We start from the raw sequence: 18878 nt of genomic DNA, 5'->3' as shown, positions 1-18878 counted from the left end.
TCTCGTCAACTAATCCCATTGAGGCGCATTTCATCCCATGCTATCCCAGACGCTTGAGTTGGGGTTCGGCGGGCGCGGGGATGCGCCCAAGGCGCAGAGGGGCGGATCGAAGGGTCCGAGTTGGGGCAGGGCGTGTTTCTCTCGACTTACGAGAAACAACTGGACGGCAAGCGCCGTCTGCTGATCCCTCAGGAGTTCCGCACGGCCGACAACGGCGCGGAGCACGGCGTCTTCTGCTTCTTCTCGATCGAGTCCGACTGCCTTGAGGCCGGCGGCGACAAGCTGATGGCCGAATACGTCTCGATGATCGAGGAGCTGCCCTTCGGCGACGACGTCCGCACCGCGCTGGAAGAGACCTTCTACGCCGGTCAGCGCCCGCTGGCCTACGACGGCGGCGGTCGCATCACCCTGCCAGAGCACCTGTGCCAGGACGCCGGTCTGGGCGAGGACGTGGTCATCGTCGGTCTCGGGTCGCGCTTCCAGATCTGGGACCGCGCTCGCTGGAACGCGCGCCGCGACGAGCGCCGTGCGCTGGCGCGTCAGGCCGTGCGTGATCGCGGCGAGGCCGGACGGAAGGCGCTGCTGGCCGGCCGGCGTCCGGGCGGGGAGGGCGCATGAGTCCGCACGCGCCCGTCCTGTTGACCGAGGTTCTCCAAGCGCTCGCGCCCGCGGCCGGCGACGTGATCATCGACGCCACCTTCGGGGCCGGCGGCTACACCCGCGCCATCCTCGCGACCGGCGCGACGGTGATCGCCCTGGACCGTGACCCGACGGTTCAGCCTCACGCCGACGCTGTGGCCAATGACTTCCCCGGCAAGTTCCAGCTGATCCGCACGCCCTTCTCGGGTCTCGCGGACGCCTTCTCCGACACCGGCGCGGCCCGGCTCGATGGCGTCGTGTTCGACATCGGCGTTTCCTCCATGCAGCTGGATCAGGCCGAGCGCGGCTTCTCCTTCATGCGCGACGGACCGCTGGACATGCGGATGTCGGACGAGGGTGAAACGGCCGCGGACATTGTCAACAGTTGGGATCACGGGCCGCTGGCCCACATCTTCAAGCTATACGGAGACGAGCGTCAGTCCGGCCGCGTCGCCACCGCCATCCTGCGCCGCCGCGTCGAGACGCCGTTCACCCGCACCCTCGACCTCGCCGAGGTGGTGGAGAAGGCGCTGGGCGGACGCCGCGGCGCGCCGATCCATCCCGCCACGCGCGTGTTCCAGGCCCTGCGCATCGCCGTGAACGACGAGCTGGGCGAGCTTCGCGCGGGGCTGGAGGCGGCCGAGGCGACGCTGGCGCCCGGCGGCCGTCTGGCCGTGGTCACCTTCCATTCGCTGGAAGACCGCATCGTGAAGGCCTTCCTGACCGAGCGCACCGGCAACGCTCCCGGCGGTTCACGTCATGCGCCCGTCGCCGTCGATACCCGCAAACCCAGCTTCACCCTGTCCTTCAAGGGCGCGCGCGAGGCCGGCGAAGAAGAGCGCGCCGCCAATCCCCGCGCCCGCTCGGCCAAGCTCCGCGCCGCCGTCCGCACCGACGCGCCCGCTTGGGGGAGGATCGCGGCATGAGCGCGGTCATGACCCTGAAGCGCATCTTCGACTGGAAGGTCCGCGGTGTCCGCTGGGTCGAGATCATCGGTCTGATGCTGGTCGCCGCCATGATCTTCTCGGTCTATCTGGCCAAGGCAGCCGCCGCGAGCGAGAGCGCCCGCATCACCAGTCTCGAACGGCAGATCACCGAGAACGGCCAGCGAGTGCGACTGCTGCGCGCCGAGGTCGCCCGTCTGGAGCAGCCGGGCCGGCTGGAGGCGCTGTCGCGCATGGCGGGGCTCGGACCCGTCGACGTGCATCGGCAGGCGACCGAATCCAGCCTGCCTGAGCTGGCTCCGGTCCCCGAGCCCGCCCCCGCCGTCATCGTCGCGCCGACCGTGCCCTCGGCTCCGCCCCCCGCCGCTCCGGAGGTCGCGCAATGAGCGTGCACGACGATCCGCACGCGTGGCGGCGCCCGGCTCCCGGCCGCTCCGGCCGCATGTCGCTGCCGTCGTGGCGCTGGCTGTCCGAGGCCATGTGGCGGATCGAACATTCGTTCGGCCGTGCCCGTGCCGATGCGCGGCCGGAAGAGGACACGCGCGTCCGCATCTTCGTCATCCTGTCCCTGTTCTCGGTCGTCTTCGTCTGCCTTGCGCTCGGCGCCGCCAACGCCGCCCTGCTGGCGCCGCGCGGCGGCGTCGGCTCGACAGCCCACCCCAACGCCGTGGCCCGGGCCGACGTGGTCGACCGGAACGGCGCTCTGCTGGCCACGAACATCGTCCACTACGGCCTCTACATCGATCCCGCCGAGGTCTGGGATCGCCGCGCCGCCGCCGCCCAGATCAAGCGGGTGCTGCCGCGCGCCTCGATGACCAAGCTGAACCGGGTGCTGTCCGGCGACCGGCGGCTGATCGTTCTGCCCGGCCTGACCCCGGGAGAGCGCGCCGCGGTGCACGCCCTCGCCATCGGCGGCGTCACCTTCGAACCCGAAGATCGCCGGGTCTATCCGCTCGGCGCATCAGCCACCCACGTGGTCGGCGCCGCCGACACCGGCGGCCAGGGCATCGCGGGCGCTGAACTGGCCTTCGACCGCGAAATCCGAGAGGCCGGGCTGCGGGGCGAGAACTTCCCCCTGTCGATCGATCTCCGCGTGCAGGGCGTGCTGGAGAACGAACTCGCCCTCGCCGCCGCCGAGACCCAGGCCAAGGGCGCCGTCGGCATCATCACCGATGTTCAGACGGGCGAAGTGCTCGGCATGGCCAGTTGGCCCACCACCGACCGACTGAACCGCGCCACCTCGGCCCACTACGAGATGGGCTCGGTGTTCAAGACCTTCACCGTCGCCGCCGGTCTCGACACCGGACGGGCGGACATGAACACCCTGTTCGACGCGTCGCAGGCCTTCATGATCGGCAACCGCCGGATCACCGACTTCCACGCCACCAACCAGGTCCTGACGCTGGAGGAGGTCTTCCTCCACTCGTCCAACATCGGCACCTCGCGCCTCGCGGTCGAGATGGGCCCCACGACCATGCGGGACTATTTCACCCGCTTCGGCCTGCTGGACGCCGCCCCGATCGAGCTGCACGAGTCGGCCCGGCCGCGCCGCCCCAACAAATGGGATGACTCAACCCTCGCCTCGTTGTCGTTCGGCTACGGCATCATGATCACCCCGCTGCAGATGTCGGCGGCCATGGGCGCCCTGACCAACGGCGGGCGCTTCATCCCCCTGACCCTGCGCAAGGGCGGGCGCCCCGGCGCCGCCTTCCGGCAGGTTGTCAGCCCCCAGACCTCGCTGACCCTGCTGGACCTGCTGCGCCGCAACGTCGTGCGCGGCTCGGGCGGACGGGCCGAGGCTGCCGGCCTCCGCGTCGGAGGCAAGACCGGCTCGGCCAACAAGCTGGTCAACGGCCGCTATGATGCGACCCACGCCGTCGGCACCTTCGCCGCCGTCTTCCCCGCGGATGGCCCGGTCAACGCCCGCCGTTATTCAATCCTCGTCCTCATCGACGAGCCGGGGACCTTCCCGCGCACCGGCGGGTTCGTGGCCGCCCCGGCGGTGGGCCGCATCGCCGACCGCATCGCGCCCTTCCTCGGCGTCCAGCGCCGCGCCGACCCCTACCGCACCGCGCTGGGCGAAAAGATCCCTGCCTTCGAGGATGTCGAGGGGGATGGGCGATGAGCGCCGTCCAGCCCGCCGCCATGAAGCTGTCGGACCTGCTGCGCCGCGACGTGCCGGCCGATCCGGTCATCACCGGCGTCACCGCAGACAGCCGCAAGGTCGCGCCCGGCAGCCTGTTCGTGGCCCTGCCCGGCGCCGCCGCCGACGGCCGCGCCTTCATCCCGCAGGCCCTTTCGCAGGGCGCCGCCGCCGTACTGGCCCCCGTCGACACCGAGGCGGCGCTGGCTCCCGTGCTGGTCACCTCGGGCGATGTCCGCCGCGCCTACGCCATCGCCGCCCGCAGCTTCTACGGCCGCCAGCCCGCCACCTGCGTCGCCATCACCGGCACCAACGGCAAGACGTCCGTCGCCGCCTTCTGCCGCCAGATCTGGGCCTCGCTCGGACTGTCCGCCGCGAGCATGGGCACGCTTGGGGTTTTGAAACAGACGGGTAACGTTAATCAGGCGTTGACCGGCCCCGGCCTGACCAGCCCCGACGCCGCCGACGCCGCGCGCATGCTGGCCGAACTGGCGGTCGGGGGTGTGACCCATCTGGCGCTCGAGGCCTCGTCGCACGGCATCGACCAGCGCCGGCTGGACGGCGTTACCCTGAAGGCCGCCGCCTTCACCAATCTGACGCAGGACCACCTCGACTACCACGGCGACATGGAGGCCTACCGCGCGGCCAAGCTGCGCCTGTTCGAGACCCTGCTGCCCCGCGGCCGGACGGCGGTGCTGAACGCCGACTCCGACGCCTATTCCAGCTTCGCCGCCGCCTCGATCATGTCGGGCCTCGGCGTCATGGCCGTGGGCGAGCGGGGCAGGGACCTGACCCTCGTCGCGCGGCAGGCCGTGCCGGAGGGCCAGCGGTTGACGATCGACGTGCGCGGGACCCTGCACGAGGTGCTGCTGCCGCTCGCCGGCGCCTTCCAGGCCTCGAACGCGCTCGTCGCCGCCGGCCTCTGCATCGCCGCCGGCGAGACCCCCGAACGCGTCCTGTCCGGTCTGGAGAAGCTCACCGGCGCCCAGGGCCGGCTGCAGCGCATCTCCGGCGCCGGACGGGGCGAGGTCTATGTCGACTACGCACATACGCCGGATGGCCTGGAGACGGTGCTCAAGGCCCTGCGGCCTCATGCGACAGGCCGGCTGATCGTTGTCTTCGGCGCCGGTGGGGACCGGGACCGGGCCAAGCGCCCGCTGATGGGCGAGATCGCGGGCCGGCTGGCGGACGTCGCCATCGTCACCGACGACAACCCGCGCTCGGAAGACCCCGCCGCCATCCGCAAGGCGGTGCGCGAGGGCTGCCCCGGGGCGCAGGAAATCGGCGACCGGCGCGCCGCCATCCGCCACGCCATCGAACAGATGCGCGACGGAGATGTGGTGGTCATCGCCGGAAAAGGGCATGAGCAGGGGCAGATCGTCGGCGGTGTGACTCACCCCTTCGACGACGCCACTGAAGCCGCCGAAGCCCTGCGCATCCATGCCTGATACCGCCCCCCTCTGGACCTCCGCCGAGATCGAGGCCGCCACTGGCGGACGGCTGTCCGGCGAACCGTTCGAAGCCGCGGGCATCACCTACAACAGCCGCGAGATCGTGCCGGGCGACCTGTTCCTGGCGCTGAAGGGCGCGCGCGACGGTCACGACTTCGCGGCCTCGGCCTTCGCCGCGGGTGCGGCGGGCGCGATCACTGAACACGCCGTCGAGGGCGGGCCGTCGGTCATCGTCGCCGACACCCTCCGCGCGCTGGAAGGCCTCGGCGTCGCTTCGCGCGACCGCAGCCCGCACGTCCGCCGCGGCGCCGTCACCGGTTCGGTCGGCAAGACCAGCGTCACCCAGGCCATCAAGGCCGGGCTCGACCTCGCGGGGCCCGCCCACGCTTCGATCAAGAGCTACAACAACCACATAGGCGTGCCGCTCACCCTCGCGCGCATGCCGCGCTCGGCGGCCCGCGCGGTGTTCGAGATCGGCATGAACGCTCCGGGCGAGATCGCGCCCCTGTCGAAGATGGTCCGCCCGCACGCCGCTTGCGTCACCACCGTCGGACCTGTGCACATCGAAGCCTTCGCCGATGGCGAGGCGGGCATCGCGCGGGAAAAGACGTCTATCTTTGAAGGACTCGTCGATGGTGGGACGTCAGTCATCAACGGGGACAGCCCGTGGTCAGATCTCATGGCCGAGATCGCCTGCGAAAAGGGGCCTGTGTTCCTGTTCGGCACCGATCCCCAACATTATGGGCGATTGCTGGATTTCGCGCCGTTCGAGGGCGGGGCGCGGGTAAGGGCCGAGATCGATGGTCGGGCGGTCGATTTTCCGCTCCGCCAATCCGGCTTCCACTGGGGCCTGAACAGTTTGTGCGTGCTGTTGATGCTCGAGGCGCTCGACGTGCCACTCGAAACCAGTATGGCCGCGCTCGCGGACTTCGAGCCTCTGGCCGGCCGGGGCCAAACGGCGGTGATCGCGGCCCCAGGCGGCGCCTTCACCCTGATCGACGAGAGCTACAACGCCAATCCGCTGTCGATGGCCGCCGGCTTCCGCAGCCTCGGCGCCAAGCCGGTCGGCGCGGGCGCGCGCCGCGTCGTCGTCCTCACCGACATGCTCGAGCTCGGCGGACGGTCCCGCGACCTGCACGAGGGACTGGCCGCGCCCATCGCTGCCGCCGGCCTCGATCTGGTCCACACCGCCGGACCCGAGATGAAGCGCCTCCACGACATCCTGCCACCTGAGCGCCGAGGCCTCTGGCGCGAAACCGCCGCCGAACTCGCCGCCGAGACCGCCGAACTGGTTGCGCCGGGCGACATCGTCATGGTCAAGGGATCGAACGGCTCGAAGGCGTCGCTGGTCGCCAGGGCCCTTGCCGCGCTCGGAGCCTCCTCAGGCAGCGACGCGCCGCGCGCGGAGCGATAGGGAAACGCAAGATGTTCTACCTGCTCTATCTCCACTACGCCGATATCGCGCAGGACTATCCGCTGCTCAATCTGGTCCAGTACCAGACGGTCCGCGTCGCCCTCGCCATGGCTACGGCCATGATCGTGGCGGTGGCCATGGGCAGCCGTTTCATCGCCTGGATGCGGGTCAAACAGGGCAAGGGCCAGCCGATCCGCTCGGACGGCCCGGTCTCGCACCTGTCTAAGGTCGGCACCCCCACCATGGGCGGGCTGATGATCTTGGCCGGCATCGCCGTGGCCGTTCTGCTCTGGGGCGACCTGACCAACCCCTACATCTGGATCGTCAGCTTCGTGACCGCCGCCTTCGGCGTGCTCGGCTTCATCGATGACTACGCCAAGGTGTCGAAACAGACTTCGGCGGGCCTGACCTCCAAGCAGAAGCTGGTGGCCCAGATCGGCGTGTCACTGATCGCCGGCGTCCTGACCGTGCTGTGGATGACGGCCTCGCCCACCACGCCGAACCTCGAGACCTCGATCGCCTTCCCCTTCTTCAAGGCCGTGCTGCTGAACGTCGGCTGGTTCTACGTCCTGTTCGCCGCCTTCACCCTCGTCGGCTTCTCCAACGCCGTGAACCTGACGGACGGGCTGGACGGCCTCGCCATCGTGCCGGTGATGATGGCGGCGGCGGCCTTCGGCATCATCAGCTACCTCGTCGGCAACTTCATCTTCTCCGACTATCTTGGCGTCCACCACGTGCCGGGCTCGGGCGAACTGGCGATCTTCTGCGCCGCCATCATCGGCGGGGGAGTCGGCTTCCTCTGGTACAACGCCCCGCCGGCCAAGATCTTCATGGGCGACACGGGTTCGTTGGCCCTCGGCGGCGCTCTGGGCGCCATCGCCGTGGCCACCAAGCACGAGCTGGTGCTTGGCATCGTCGGCGGCCTGTTCGTCATCGAAGCCGCATCCGTCATGATCCAGGTCGCCTACTTCAAGGCCACGAAGAAGCGCATCTTCCTGATGGCCCCGATCCACCATCATTTCGAGAAGATGGGCTGGCCGGAATCGACCGTGGTCATCCGGTTCTGGATCGTTTCCGCCATGCTGGCCCTCGCCGGCCTCGCCACCCTGAAGTTGCGATAGAGCCATGATCCCGGTTCCCGGCTTCGAAGGGCGGAGGATCGCGGTCTTCGGCCTCGGCAGGTCGGGACTGACGGCCGCGCGCGCCCTCAAGGCCGGCGGGGCCCTGCCGGTGCTCTGGGACGACAGCGTCTCCAGCCGGATGCAGGCGGAGGCCGAGGGTTTCGCCGTCGAGGACCTGACCTCCGCTGACTGGTCCGGCTTCGCGGCGCTGGTCTTGTCGCCGGGCGCGCCCCTGACCCACCCGAAACCGCACTGGACCGTCGACAAGGCCAAGGCGGCCGGCATCGAGGTCGTCGGCGACATCGAACTCTTCGCCCGCGCCATCGCGACCCTGCCGGCGGATCAACGTCCGAGGGTCGTCGCCATCACCGGCACCAATGGCAAGTCCACGACCACCGCCCTGATCGGCTGGGTGCTGAAAGAGGCTGGGTTGACCGTCCACGTCGGCGGCAACATCGGCATCGGCGTGCTGGCCCTGCCAGCCCCGACGCCAAGCGCGGTCTATGTAATCGAGGTGTCGAGTTACCAGCTCGATCTGACCACGAGCTTCGCTCCGGATGTCGCCATCCTCACCAACGTCACTCCCGACCATCTCGACCGGCATGGCGGAATGGAAGGCTATGTCGCCGCCAAGGCGCGGCTATTTCAGGCGCAGGAATCCGGAGCCGTGGCGCTGATCGGCGTCAACGAGGAATGGGGGCGCGGCGTCGTGGCGGCGCTTGAGGCGAACGCGCGGCATCCGGCCACCGTTCTGACCGGCGGTGCGGAAACCGAGGCGCCGCGGGCAACGCTCGTGGCGTCGGAAGGGCTGTTGCGCATCCATGACGTCGACACCGACTTGTCTGCCGCCCGCTCGCTCCCGGGCCGCCATAACGCCCAGAATGCCGCCTTCGCCTACGCCGCCGCGCGGGCGCTCGACGTGCCCCACGAAACCACTGTCAAAGGCCTCCTGTCCTTCCCCGGCCTCGCCCACCGAATGGAGCACGTCGGCACCCTCGACCGTGTTCGCTTCATCAACGACTCCAAGGCCACCAACGCCGATGCGGCGCGGCAGGCGCTGTCCTCCTACGGCCGCAGCTTCTGGATCGCCGGCGGCCGCGCCAAGGCGGGGGGCATCGACGATCTTGAGGACCTCTTTCCGCGCGTGGCCGAGGCCTTCCTGATCGGCGAGGCGGCCGGCCCCTTCGCCGCGCGGCTGGGCGAGACGCCGCACCGGATCAGCGGCGACATGGCCACCGCGGTCACACAGGCGGCTGAAGCCGCCGCCGCCAGCGGGCGGGACGAGGTGGTGCTTCTGTCCCCCGCCGCCGCCTCCTTCGACCAGTATCCCGATTTCGAGGCGCGCGGAGAGGCCTTCCGGGCCGCCGTCCTCGCCCTCGGCGCAACCCCGGCAGGTGGGTCATGACCGAAGCCTACAGCCCCGCATTTTCCCGCAACGACCAGAGCCCCATCGCCAAATGGTTCTGGACCGTCGACCGCGGCCTGCTGGCGGCGGCGCTGGCGCTGATGGCCTTGGGCGTGGCCCTCAGTTTCGCCTCGTCGCCCGCCGCCATCCTCGCCGACCAGTCGATCAGCGACCCCTTCCACTATTCGTGGCGGATGATGGTCTGGGCCTCCATGGGTCTGGCGATCATGCTGACCACCTCTCTGCTGTCGCCGCGAGGCGTGCGCCGCATCGCTGTGCTGGCCCTACTCGGCGCCATCGTCACCATGATGGCCCTGCCGTTCATCGGGGATGAGGTGAAGGGCGCGGCGCGCTGGATCAACCTCGGCCCCTTCAGCCTGCAGCCATCCGAGTTCGCCAAGCCGGCCCTGATCGTCTTCGCCGCATGGATGTTCGCCGAGGCGCAGAAAGGGCAGGGCGTCCCCGGCGTCAGCATCGCCTTCGGCTTCTGGGCCCTGACCGTCGGCCTGCTGCTGATCCAGCCGGACATCGGCCAGACCCTGCTGATCACCACCACCTTCATGGCCGTCTTCTTCATGGCCGGGGTGCCGTTGAAATGGGTGGCGGTGATCGCCGCCGCGGGCATGGCCGGGCTGGTGTCCCTGTATTTCGCCTTCGGCCACATGCGCGACCGCCTGAGCCGCTTCCTCTCCCCCGAAAGCACCGACACCCACCAGATCGACCGCGCGTCCGAGGCCATTCGCGCCGGCGGTCTCGTCGGCCGCGGGGTGGGCGAGGGAGTGATGAAGCGCCACGTGCCCGACCTGCACACTGACTTCATCTATTCGGTCGGCGCCGAGGAGTTCGGCTTGGTCCTGTCGCTGGCCATGATCGGCCTCTACGCCTTCATCGTCGTGCGCGGCATGAAGAAGGCGATGAAGCTGAATGATGCCTATGAGCAGATCGCCGCCGCCGGCCTGTTCATGCTCATAGGCCTGCAGGCCTGCATCAACATCGCCGTGAACCTGAACCTCATTCCGACCAAGGGCATGACCCTGCCGTTCGTCAGCTATGGCGGTTCGTCCATGCTGGCCATGGGCCTGACCATGGGTCTGGCGCTGGCCCTGACCCGCCGCCGCCCCGGCGCCTACGAACCGGGCGCGTCCCTGCCGCAGCGTCGGCGGATCCTGCCCTAGGGAGCGCCATGTCCAGAGTCTGCGTCGTCGCCGCCGGAGGCACCGGCGGACATATGTTCCCCGCCGAGGCGCTGTCGCGCGAACTGGCCTCGCGGGGCTGGCGCATCGTGCTGGCTACCGACCACCGCGGCGAACAGTACGCCCACGCCTTTCCGGCCGAGGAGCGGATCGCCCTCGACGCCGCCACCGGGCGCGGCCCCGTCGGGATGGCCAAGGCCGGCCTGACCATCGTGCGCGGCGTCTTTCAGGCCCGCGCCGCGCTGAAGCGGCTCGACGCGGCCGTCGTCGTGGGCTTCGGCGGCTACCCCTCCGCGCCCGCCCTGCTGGCGGCGCTTAGCCAGGGCCGTCCCACCCTGCTGCACGAGCAGAACGCGGTGCTCGGCCGCACCAATCGCTGGTTGGCGCCCTACGTCGGCGCCGTCGCCGCCTCCTTCCCCAACCTGCAGAAGGTGCCGCAGGCCGTCGGCGCCCGCGTCACCCTGATCGGCAATCCTGTGCGTCCCGACATCCGCGCCCTTTACGACCGTCAGTTCACCGCGCCGACGGCCGCTGAGCCCATCCATGTTCTCGTCACCGGCGGCAGTCAGGGCGCGCGCATCCTGTCCGAGACCGCGCCCCGGGCGCTGGCCGCCCTGCCCGAGGCGATCCGCTCCCGCCTCAAGGTGCAGCAGCAGTCCCGGCCCGAAACCCTGGAGGGGGCGCGCCAGATCTATCTCGACGCCGCCATCAACGCCGAGGTCGCCCCCTTCTTCCGCGACATGGCCCAGCGGCTCTCGGCGGCGCATCTGGTCATCGGCCGCGCCGGGGCTTCGACCTGCTCGGAGCTCGCCGTCGCCGGCCTGCCGTCGATCCTGATCCCCCTGAAGATCGCCATGGACGACCACCAGCGCTTCAACGCCGCCAGCCTCGCCGACGCCGGCGGGGCCGAGGTGATGCTTGAGGACGAGGTCACTGTCGACCGCCTGACCGCCGCGCTGGCCGCCATCCTCGGTGACCCGGTCCGCCTTGAGGCGATGAGCCGCGGCGCCCGCGCCACGGCCTTGCCGGATGCCACCAAGTCCCTGGCTGACATGGTCGAGGCGGCGGCCCGTCCCGCCTGACCTACCTCCGGCCTGACGGCGCGGGCGCGGCGAACAGCTGGTTGGCGGCGGCGCGCGCGGCGGCGGCGTTGGCCACCGGCGTGGTCCGGGCCCGGTCCGGCGCTCCGCATGCCGCCTCAAGAGTGATCGCGCCCGGCGTCCCGGCCGCGGGCGCCGAACGCTCCGCCGGCCCTGCATCCGTCTTCAGGTGCGTGGCCCCGGTGTAGAGCACGGTTCGCACCGTCCGGGACGTACGGGCGGTGCAGTCAATCTCCCACTCCAGCGCCAGGGTGTCGGCGCCGCTCGGGATCGCGTCCTTCAGGAACAGCCAGGTCCAGGCGTGCCGGAGCGTCCCGTCGTCCGTCGGCGGCGTCATATAGCCCGCGACCACGGGCGCAGCGAACACCTGCCGCATCGGCCCGTCCGGCGCCGTCGTCATGTCCTGCGCCACCGCCGGCGTCCCGCTAAAGGCGAGCGCGCACGTCAAAGCAATCTTGAGTATTGCATTCATGGAACAAACCCCTTCAATTCCCCGCCCGCACTATTCCCGCGATTTGCGGTTATGCAAACCTCCGGTGTTCCGGACGTTATGAAGTCGCCGCCACGGCGTCTTCGCAGGAAACCATGCCGCCTTTCATCACCGACCTGACCCACGAGGTCTTTCGTCTCTGGCGACGCCTGTCGTGGCTGCCGGAGTGGGCGGTGGTCGCGGGCATTGTCGTCGTTTTCGTCTTCGTTGGCTGGGCCGCCAACCAGATCGTCTTCGCGCTGCTGAAGCTGGCCGTCAGGAACCGCGACGTCTTCTGGCGCGGCGTCGTCGGCCGGGCCCGGCTGAAGGTGCGGATCGCCGTGATGATCGCGGCCATGAGCCTCGCTGTCACCGTGTCGCCGCTCGATCCGGCGGCGTCACACGCGATCCGCCAGACCCTGCTCTTCCTGTTCATCCTCGACATCGGCTGGATGCTGATCGGCGCGTCCGACATGTGGGCCGTGGTCTATCTGCGCCGCTTCAACATGGCGACGGAAGACAATCTGGTCGCCCGCAAGCACATCACCCAGGCCCGCATCCTGCAGCGGATCGCCGCCCTGCTTATCGCCATAGTGACGCTGGGCCTGGCGCTTCTCACCATCGCCGAGGTCCGGCAGTGGGGCATGAGCCTGCTGGCCTCCGCCGGCGTCGTCGGCATCATCGCCGGCTTCGCCCTCCAGCCTCTGCTGACCAACATGATCGCCGGCGTGCAGATCGCGACCGGCCAGCCCATCCGCCTCGACGACGCCGTCATCGTCGAAGGGGAGTGGGGCACGGTCGAGGAAATCACCTCGACCTATGTCGTGGTCAAGCTGTGGGACTGGCGGCGGATGATCCTGCCGCTGACCTACTTCATCCAGAAGCCGTTCCAGAACTGGACCCGCGAGACCTCGCGCCTGATCGGCACGGCCTTCCTCTATGTCGACTATGAGGCGCCTATGGACCGGCTGCGGACCGAACTGGACCGCATCTGCCGCGAGAGCCCGCTCTGGGACGGCGATGTGATCAGCCTTCAGGTCACCGACATCACCGACCGGGTGGCCCAGGTCCGCTGCCTCGCCAGCGCCCGCAACGGAGCGGCGGCCTTCGACCTGCGCTGTGAAATCCGCGAGAAGATGCTGGCCTTCATGCGCGACCGGTGCCCCGAGGCGCTGCCGCGGGATCGCGTCGACCTCGACCGCGTCAGCCCGCCAGACGCAGCGCCCCGCGTCCAACCCTGACCGCGTCCGCCAGACTGTCCGCGTCCGCCTCGCCGGCCGAGGCCGGGTCGCACGCGACCGCCAGCAGTTCGGCCGCGTCCCCGCCGGCGGCGGCCGGATAGGCCGCCTCCGTATCCGCCGTCGCCGGGCCCTCCGCGCCGCCCTCGCGCACCGAGGCGAAGTCCAGACGGTCAGCCGTCCGGGCGCGGCAGTCGAAACTCCACCACGACCAGCCGCCCCAGTAGGTCTGTCCGCCCGCGGTGAAATCCTCTTCTGTCACCTGCAGCGAGCGCATCCTGACCCGGTCGCCGTCGCGCTGGATGGTCGACACATCGGCGAAGACAGCGAACCGCCCAACCCCGGTCAGCACCAGTTGCGGTCCCTGGGTGGGTGCGACGGGCTCGGCGCAGGCCGGGGCACCGAGCATCAAACCAAGCAGGACCGCGCGCGCCGCCGTTTTCATCCCCCAGTCGTAACCGCCCGTTGACCCGCTGGCGAGTAGGCTCGCCGCATGACGCGCTTCATGACGCTGGACTTCGCAGACGGCGACCGCGCGAGCCTGCTGGGCCGCGTCGCCGCCATGGCGCGGGGTCCCTACGCCTGGGTCGTCACGCCCAACGTCGATCACGTCATCAAGCTGATGGACGGCCGGGTCGAGGCCGATGTCTATGGCGACGCCGACCTGATGATCTGCGACAGCCGCATCCTCGCCCATCTGGCGCGGCTCAGGGGCAAGTCCCTGGCGGTTTATCCCGGCTCCGACATGACCGCCGATCTGCTGGCTTCGGACCACGACCTGACCATTGGCGTCTTCGGCCCGGACCGCGCCGCCTTCGACGACCTCGCCGCCCGCTATCCGGCGCGCCCCTTCACCTTCATCGACGCCCCGATGGGCCTGACGCCCGGAACCGGCGTCTGGGTCTCCGCCATCGACGAGGCCGCCCGCGCCGACTGGGATGTGCTGCTGGCCTGCGTCTCCTTCCCCAAGCAGGAGCGGTTCGCCCACGCCCTGCGCGCCGCCGGTCGTGATCACGGCGTCACCCTCTGCGTCGGCGCCTCGGTCGATTTCCTGACCGGCCGCCAGCAGCGCGCGCCTCGCCTGTATCAGGCCCTGTCGCTCGAGTGGCTGCACCGCCTGATGACCCAGCCGCGCCGCATGTTCCGCCGCTATGTGATCGAGGGGCCGGCCATCTTCGGCCTGTTCATCCGGCACGAGGTGCTTGGGCAGGGTTGAACCCGGCCCCGGAGCGCCGCAAGCTTCACCGCATGTCCGCCTTCGCCCGCATCGATTTTCGCACCGCCGAGGCCCTGACCCTCAACGATCCCGCGGCACGCCGTCCGCTGCTGTTGGAAGGCGAGGCCCTGCACCGCCAGCTGCGACCCGCGCTCGAAGCCGACTATCCGGCGCATATCGAGCGGCTGTTCCCCGACGGCGCTCGTCTGGCGCAGGTGGTGGACGAGGGCGAGGTCCGCGCCATCGCCCTCTGGCGGGTGTTCGAAACCACCTATTGCGGCTGGCGTCTTGAGATCGAGGATCTGGTGTCGGACGAGGCCCACCGGTCGAAGGGCTACGGCGCGGCCATGCTCCGCTGGCTCGACAGCCAGGCCGCCGCCGTCGGCTGCCCGACCACGACCCTGATCTCCGGCACGCACCGCACCCGCGCCCACCGCTTCTATTTCCGCGAGGGCTACGCCATCACCGCCTTCCATTTCGTGCGTCCCACCACAGTCCCCTGAACCGTCCGGCTGGACAGCCGAGGTTTTACCTCCCTATGTTCGGCGAACTCGGGGGAGGTTTGTCATGGGATTCAAGCTGCACGCTCTGCTGACGGCATGCGTCATCGCATTGGCCGCTCCAGCCGCCGCACAGACGGTAGACTGGAACAGCGAGAGCAATCGTACCTGGTGGAATGGCGTAACGGGCGCGGAAATCCGCGAACTCGCCGTTGAGGCCGGCGGCGTCTGGACGGATCTGCCCGACGAGGAGAATGTCCGCATCGGACGCATAGACTGGCCCGACCTTGCGGGTGTCCTCGTCCGTGAGATCGACTGCCCGACGCCCGAACGTCCGATGGAAGAACGGAACTGCGGCACCCTCCTGCTCTCGATCGCCGTCGAGCAGCCCGACGACGTCGAGACATGGTGGCTTAACAGCGAAGGCTGGGTATCGCTTGGGCGCGTCGACAACGGCCCGGCGCTCTACCGCATGGAGCATCACGCCTTCGGGACGACGCGCGGCCACGTGCTCTCGAACCTGATGCTGTTCAGGGTGCGTGCGGTGACCGAGATCGCGCGGATCGCGGAAATCAACGACAGCGGCTGGTAGGCGGCTCAGGCCACCAGCGTCTCCGCCTGCGTCAGGTCCACGCTGACCAGCTGGCTCACGCCGCGTTCAGGCATGGTGACGCCGTATAGCCGGTCCATCCGGCTCATCGTCACCGGATTGTGGGTGATGACGATGAAGCGCGTATCCGTCCGCTTGCGCATCTCGTCCAGCATCCGGCAGTAGCGATCGACGTTGGCGTCATCCAGCGGCGCGTCGACCTCGTCCAGCACGCAGACCGGGGCTGGGTTGGCCAGGAAGACGGCGAAGATCAGCGCGGTCGCCGTCAGGGCCTGTTCTCCGCCCGACATCAGGCTCATCACCGACAGCCGCTTGCCCGGCGGGCAGGCGTAGATTTCCAGCCCCGCCTCCAGCGGATCGTCGCTCTCGACCAGTTTCAGCTCGGCCTGGCCGCCGCCGAACAGCGCCTCGAACAGGGTGCGGAAATTGTCATTGATGATGTCGAACGCCGCCACCAGCCGTTCCCGGCCCTCGGCGTTCAGCTCGTCGATACCGTCGCGCAGCTTGGCGATGGCGCTGGTCAGGTCCGACCGCTCGACCTTCATCGTCTGCAGCCGGTCGCCGTATTCGCCGGCTTCGTCCTCGGCGCGCAGATTGACGGGTCCTAGCGCCTCGCGCTCGCGTTCCAGACCGTAGAGCAGGCTCTCCGCGCCGGCGGCGTCGGGCGGCCGCGCGATGGCGTCGTCGGTCAGTTTCTGGCCTAGTTCCTCGGGAGACATCTGCGCCGTCTCGCGAAGGTTGGCGTCCATCTCGGCCAGCTTCTCGGCCGCAGCTTCGGACCGCGCCGCCAACCCCGCCCGGGCTTCGCGCGCCGAGGACGCCGCGCTCTCAGCCGCCCGCGCCGCGCGGTCTGCCTCAGCGGCCTGACCCTCCGCCAGCGCCAGCGCATCCGCAGCCGCCCTGCGCCGCGTCTCGGCCGTGGTCAGGGCGTCCAGCAGGGATGACCGCTGCGCCGCCAACTGCTCCGGCGCATCGGCCGCCGCCTTCAACCTGGCAGCCGTCTTCTCCGCGTCCTTCTCCAGCACCGTGATCCGCGCCTTGGAGTCCTTCGCTCGCGCCGCCCAGCTGTCGCGTTCGCGGGTCAGGCCGTCCAGCCGCGCCTGCCTTCCGGCGACCTCGCGCGCCTCCGCGTCGCGTTCGACCCGGGCGTTGGCCGCCGCGCCTCGCGCCGCGTCCGCCGCGGTTCGCGCCGCTGTCAGTTCGGCGCGCAGGCCATTCAGCGTCTCCGAAGGAGCCTCGACGCCCTGCGCCTCCGCCAAGGCCGCCTGCGCCGCCTCGACCTCAGCCGCCAGTCGCGCCAGCGTCTCGTCCAGCGCCTGCGCCCGCGCCTCCTTGCGGGCCTGCTCGCGACCCAGAGCTTCGACCCGGTCGCGCGCCGCCGTCACCCCCTTGTCGAGCGGGAAGGGGGCGGCGCGGGCGGTCTTCACCGCCTCTTCCGCCGCGCGGAATGCCTCGGTTGCAGCCTTCATGGCGGCCTGGGCCGCATCCAGCGCCGGCTTGCCGTCGTCGATCTCGGCTTCCAGCTCTGTCAGCCGGGTGCGCTGCGCCAGCCGCACCGCCGCCGGACGCGGCGCCTCGGCGCGCTGCACGAAACCGTCCCAGCGCCACAGGTCGCCCTCGCGGGTCACCAGCCGCGCGCCCACCGGCAGGCCCGCGGCCAAGGCCCCGATCGACCCCCGCTCCGCCACGCCGCATAGGGCCAGCCGCGCTTTGAGCTGATCCGGCGCCGAGACATGCTCCGCCAGCGGTTCGACACCCGCCGGCCATGCAGGCGACGGAACCTCCGCTCCAGCCCAATAAGTCGCCGCCCGTGCATCCAGCGCCGCGTCCAGATCGTCGCCCAGCGCGGCCGCGAGAGCCGCCTCATAGCCCTTGTCGGCCTGCACCCGGTCCAGGGCCGGGGCATGCTCCCGCTTGCCCTGCACCAGCAGCTGCGCCAGACCCCGCGCCTCGGTCTGCAGCCGCCCCAGACGGTCCTCCGCCGCACGCGCCGTCTGACGGGCCTCCTGCTCGGCCCGCGCCCGGTCGCCGCGATCAGCCTCCGCCGCCTCGACCGCCGCTCGCGCCGCAGCCAGCGCAGCCTGCGCCGCTTCCAGCGTGCCTCGAGCGGCCTCGATCTCGGGCGTTTCCAGAGCGCCCAGCGCCTCACGCTCGGCCTTGGCGGACGCCAGCTGCGCCTCCGCCCGCGCCACCCGCGCCTCGGCGTCGCGCTTGCGGGCGTTCTCCGCTGAGACCCGCGCCTCGACGGCGGCCACGGCTCCCGCAACCCGCTCGACCTCGGTGTCCGCGGCCTTCCGGGCCTCTTCCGCCGAAGCCAGGGCGGCCTCCAGCTCGGGTCCACGCCCCGGCGCCGCGGCGATCTCGCCCTTCAGGGTTTCCAGCGCCGCCGTCAGCCGCGTCAGTTCGGCCTCGGCGTCGCCCGTCATGGCGGTTTCGCGCTCGATGTCGGCGGCGATGCGCGCGGACTCCGCGGTCAGCCGTTCGACCTCGGCCCGCGCCGCCTGCTCGGCCATGTCCAGCCGGTCGCGTTCCAGCGACGCACGGTGCAGCAGGGCCCCGGCGACCGCATCCTCCTCGCGCGCCGGCTTCAGCGCCTCCTGCGCATTCAGCGAGGCCGTCTGCGCCCGGCCCGAGGCGGTCGTGGCCTCCAGCACCGCGCGGTCCGCCTCGCCCAGCTCCTTCGCCGCCGTCTCCGCAGCCACGCGGGCGTCGTTCCAACGCACATAGACCAGCGCCGCCTGCAGCGCCCTGATCTCCGCGGAGATCTTCTTGTACTTCTCCGCCTGCCGCGCCTCGCGCTTCAGCCGCGTCAGCGTCGTTTCCAGCTCGCGGCCGATGTCGTCCAGCCGCTCCAGATTGGCCTCGGCCGCTTTGAGCCTAAGCTCCGCCTCGTGCCGGCGCGTGTGCAGGCCCGCCACCCCGCCGGCTTCCTCGAGGATGCGGCGGCGGTTCTGAGGCTTGGCGGCGATGAGTTCGCTGATCTGGCCCTGACGCACCAGCGCCGGACTGTTCGCGCCGGTCGAGGCGTCGGCGAACAGCAGTTGCACGTCGCGGGCCCGGACCTCCTTGCCGTTGATCCGGTAGGTCGAGCCCTGTCCCCGGTCGATCCGGCGCGAAACCTCGATCACCGCGCTGTCGGTGAAGGGTTGGGGCGCCTTGCGCTGGGTGTTGTCGATCGTCAGCTGGACTTCGGCGTGGCTGCGCGGCGGGCGGTTGGCGGCGCCTGCGAAGATGACGTCGTCCATGCCCTGGCCACGCATGGCCTTGGCCGAGTTCGCGCCCATCACCCAGCGCAGGCTTTCCAGCACATTGGACTTGCCGCAGCCGTTCGGCCCGACGACGCCGGTCAGGCCCGGCTCGATATGCACCTCGGCGGGATCGACGAAGGACTTGAAGCCGACGAGCCGGAGGCGCTGGAACTGCATCCCGCTAGCG

17 protein-coding genes are annotated in these 18878 nt (G+C 70.2%); 14 read left to right on the top strand and 3 right to left on the bottom strand.

Features of this window, described 5'->3' with window-relative positions; genetic code table 11:
• Positions 1 to 132 precede the first annotated feature (132 nt).
• From GGQ87_RS01530 to murG, 10 genes are read left to right on the top strand one after another with little or no spacing between them, the layout of a single operon-like run.
• The gene (locus GGQ87_RS01530; RefSeq protein WP_168044958.1) at positions 133 to 618 is read left to right on the top strand and encodes a division/cell wall cluster transcriptional repressor MraZ; all 486 of its coding nucleotides are present in this window, start codon (positions 133 to 135) and stop codon (positions 616 to 618) included.
• On the top strand, positions 615 to 1565 hold the full coding sequence (gene rsmH / locus GGQ87_RS01525; protein ID WP_168044957.1) for a 16S rRNA (cytosine(1402)-N(4))-methyltransferase RsmH: 951 nt from the start codon (positions 615 to 617) through the stop codon (positions 1563 to 1565). Before GGQ87_RS01530 ends, rsmH begins: the two co-directional genes overlap by 4 nt.
• A complete protein-coding gene (gene ftsL / locus GGQ87_RS01520; protein WP_245161392.1) occupies positions 1562 to 1969 on the top strand; it encodes a cell division protein FtsL in 408 nt (135 codons plus the stop codon). Before rsmH ends, ftsL begins: the two co-directional genes overlap by 4 nt.
• A complete protein-coding gene (locus GGQ87_RS01515) occupies positions 1966 to 3708 on the top strand; it encodes a peptidoglycan D,D-transpeptidase FtsI family protein (RefSeq protein ID WP_168044956.1) in 1743 nt (580 codons plus the stop codon). The genes ftsL and GGQ87_RS01515 overlap by 4 nt, the downstream gene beginning before the upstream one ends.
• A complete protein-coding gene (locus GGQ87_RS01510) occupies positions 3705 to 5174 on the top strand; it encodes a UDP-N-acetylmuramoyl-L-alanyl-D-glutamate--2,6-diaminopimelate ligase (RefSeq protein ID WP_168044955.1) in 1470 nt (489 codons plus the stop codon). Before GGQ87_RS01515 ends, GGQ87_RS01510 begins: the two co-directional genes overlap by 4 nt.
• A complete protein-coding gene (locus tag GGQ87_RS01505; protein ID WP_168044954.1) occupies positions 5167 to 6591 on the top strand; it encodes a UDP-N-acetylmuramoyl-tripeptide--D-alanyl-D-alanine ligase in 1425 nt (474 codons plus the stop codon). The genes GGQ87_RS01510 and GGQ87_RS01505 overlap by 8 nt, the downstream gene beginning before the upstream one ends.
• Before the next feature lie 11 nt (positions 6592 to 6602).
• Positions 6603 to 7712 (top strand): phospho-N-acetylmuramoyl-pentapeptide-transferase, encoded by a 1110-nt coding sequence (gene mraY, locus GGQ87_RS01500; RefSeq protein ID WP_168044953.1) that lies wholly within the window; start codon positions 6603 to 6605, stop codon positions 7710 to 7712.
• Between the two features lie 4 nt (positions 7713 to 7716).
• Positions 7717 to 9117 (top strand): UDP-N-acetylmuramoyl-L-alanine--D-glutamate ligase, encoded by a 1401-nt coding sequence (murD, locus tag GGQ87_RS01495; RefSeq protein WP_168044952.1) that lies wholly within the window; start codon positions 7717 to 7719, stop codon positions 9115 to 9117.
• Entirely contained in the window at positions 9114 to 10292 is a 1179-nt protein-coding gene (ftsW, locus tag GGQ87_RS01490; protein WP_168044951.1) for a putative lipid II flippase FtsW, read from the top strand. The genes murD and ftsW overlap by 4 nt, the downstream gene beginning before the upstream one ends.
• An 8-nt stretch (positions 10293 to 10300) precedes the next feature.
• A complete protein-coding gene (gene murG / locus GGQ87_RS01485; RefSeq protein WP_168044950.1) occupies positions 10301 to 11392 on the top strand; it encodes an undecaprenyldiphospho-muramoylpentapeptide beta-N-acetylglucosaminyltransferase in 1092 nt (363 codons plus the stop codon).
• Position 11393: 1 nt separating this feature from the next.
• On the opposite strand, the gene GGQ87_RS01480 is transcribed toward murG, so the two are convergent.
• Positions 11394 to 11810 (bottom strand): hypothetical protein, encoded by a 417-nt coding sequence (locus GGQ87_RS01480; protein ID WP_168044949.1) that lies wholly within the window; start codon positions 11808 to 11810, stop codon positions 11394 to 11396.
• A gap of 185 nt (positions 11811 to 11995) precedes the next feature.
• On the opposite strand from GGQ87_RS01480, the gene GGQ87_RS01475 reads away from it, so the two are divergent.
• Complete coding sequence (locus GGQ87_RS01475) at positions 11996 to 13120, top strand: mechanosensitive ion channel family protein (RefSeq protein ID WP_168044948.1); 1125 nt, start codon at positions 11996 to 11998, stop codon at positions 13118 to 13120.
• Here GGQ87_RS01475 and GGQ87_RS01470 read toward each other — a convergent pair.
• Positions 13083 to 13526, bottom strand: coding sequence for a surface-adhesin E family protein (locus GGQ87_RS01470; protein WP_168044947.1), 444 nt, complete (start codon positions 13524 to 13526; stop codon positions 13083 to 13085). The two genes, GGQ87_RS01475 and GGQ87_RS01470, sit on opposite strands and share 38 nt — an antisense overlap.
• Before the next feature lie 84 nt (positions 13527 to 13610).
• Here GGQ87_RS01470 and GGQ87_RS01465 point away from each other — a divergent pair, with 84 nt between their 5' ends.
• The 3 genes from GGQ87_RS01465 to GGQ87_RS01455 all read left to right on the top strand — a co-directional run bounded on the left by GGQ87_RS01465 (position 13611) and on the right by GGQ87_RS01455 (position 15425).
• The gene (locus GGQ87_RS01465) at positions 13611 to 14333 is read left to right on the top strand and encodes a WecB/TagA/CpsF family glycosyltransferase (protein WP_168044946.1); all 723 of its coding nucleotides are present in this window, start codon (positions 13611 to 13613) and stop codon (positions 14331 to 14333) included.
• Positions 14334 to 14365: 32 nt separating this feature from the next.
• Complete coding sequence (locus tag GGQ87_RS01460) at positions 14366 to 14836, top strand: GNAT family N-acetyltransferase (RefSeq protein ID WP_168044945.1); 471 nt, start codon at positions 14366 to 14368, stop codon at positions 14834 to 14836.
• Positions 14837 to 14900: 64 nt separating this feature from the next.
• The gene (locus GGQ87_RS01455; protein ID WP_168044944.1) at positions 14901 to 15425 is read left to right on the top strand and encodes a hypothetical protein; all 525 of its coding nucleotides are present in this window, start codon (positions 14901 to 14903) and stop codon (positions 15423 to 15425) included.
• A gap of 5 nt (positions 15426 to 15430) precedes the next feature.
• On the opposite strand, the gene smc is transcribed toward GGQ87_RS01455, so the two are convergent.
• The gene (gene smc / locus GGQ87_RS01450) at positions 15431 to 18868 is read right to left on the bottom strand and encodes a chromosome segregation protein SMC (protein ID WP_168044943.1); all 3438 of its coding nucleotides are present in this window, start codon (positions 18866 to 18868) and stop codon (positions 15431 to 15433) included.
• Positions 18869 to 18878 lie beyond the last annotated feature (10 nt).

Origin of the sequence: Brevundimonas alba, from assembly GCF_011927945.1 — a bacterium.
Lineage (GTDB): Bacteria > Pseudomonadota > Alphaproteobacteria > Caulobacterales > Caulobacteraceae > Brevundimonas > Brevundimonas alba.
Note: the sequence above shows the minus strand (reverse complement) of the source record. Positions and strands in the feature narration are given on the sequence as shown.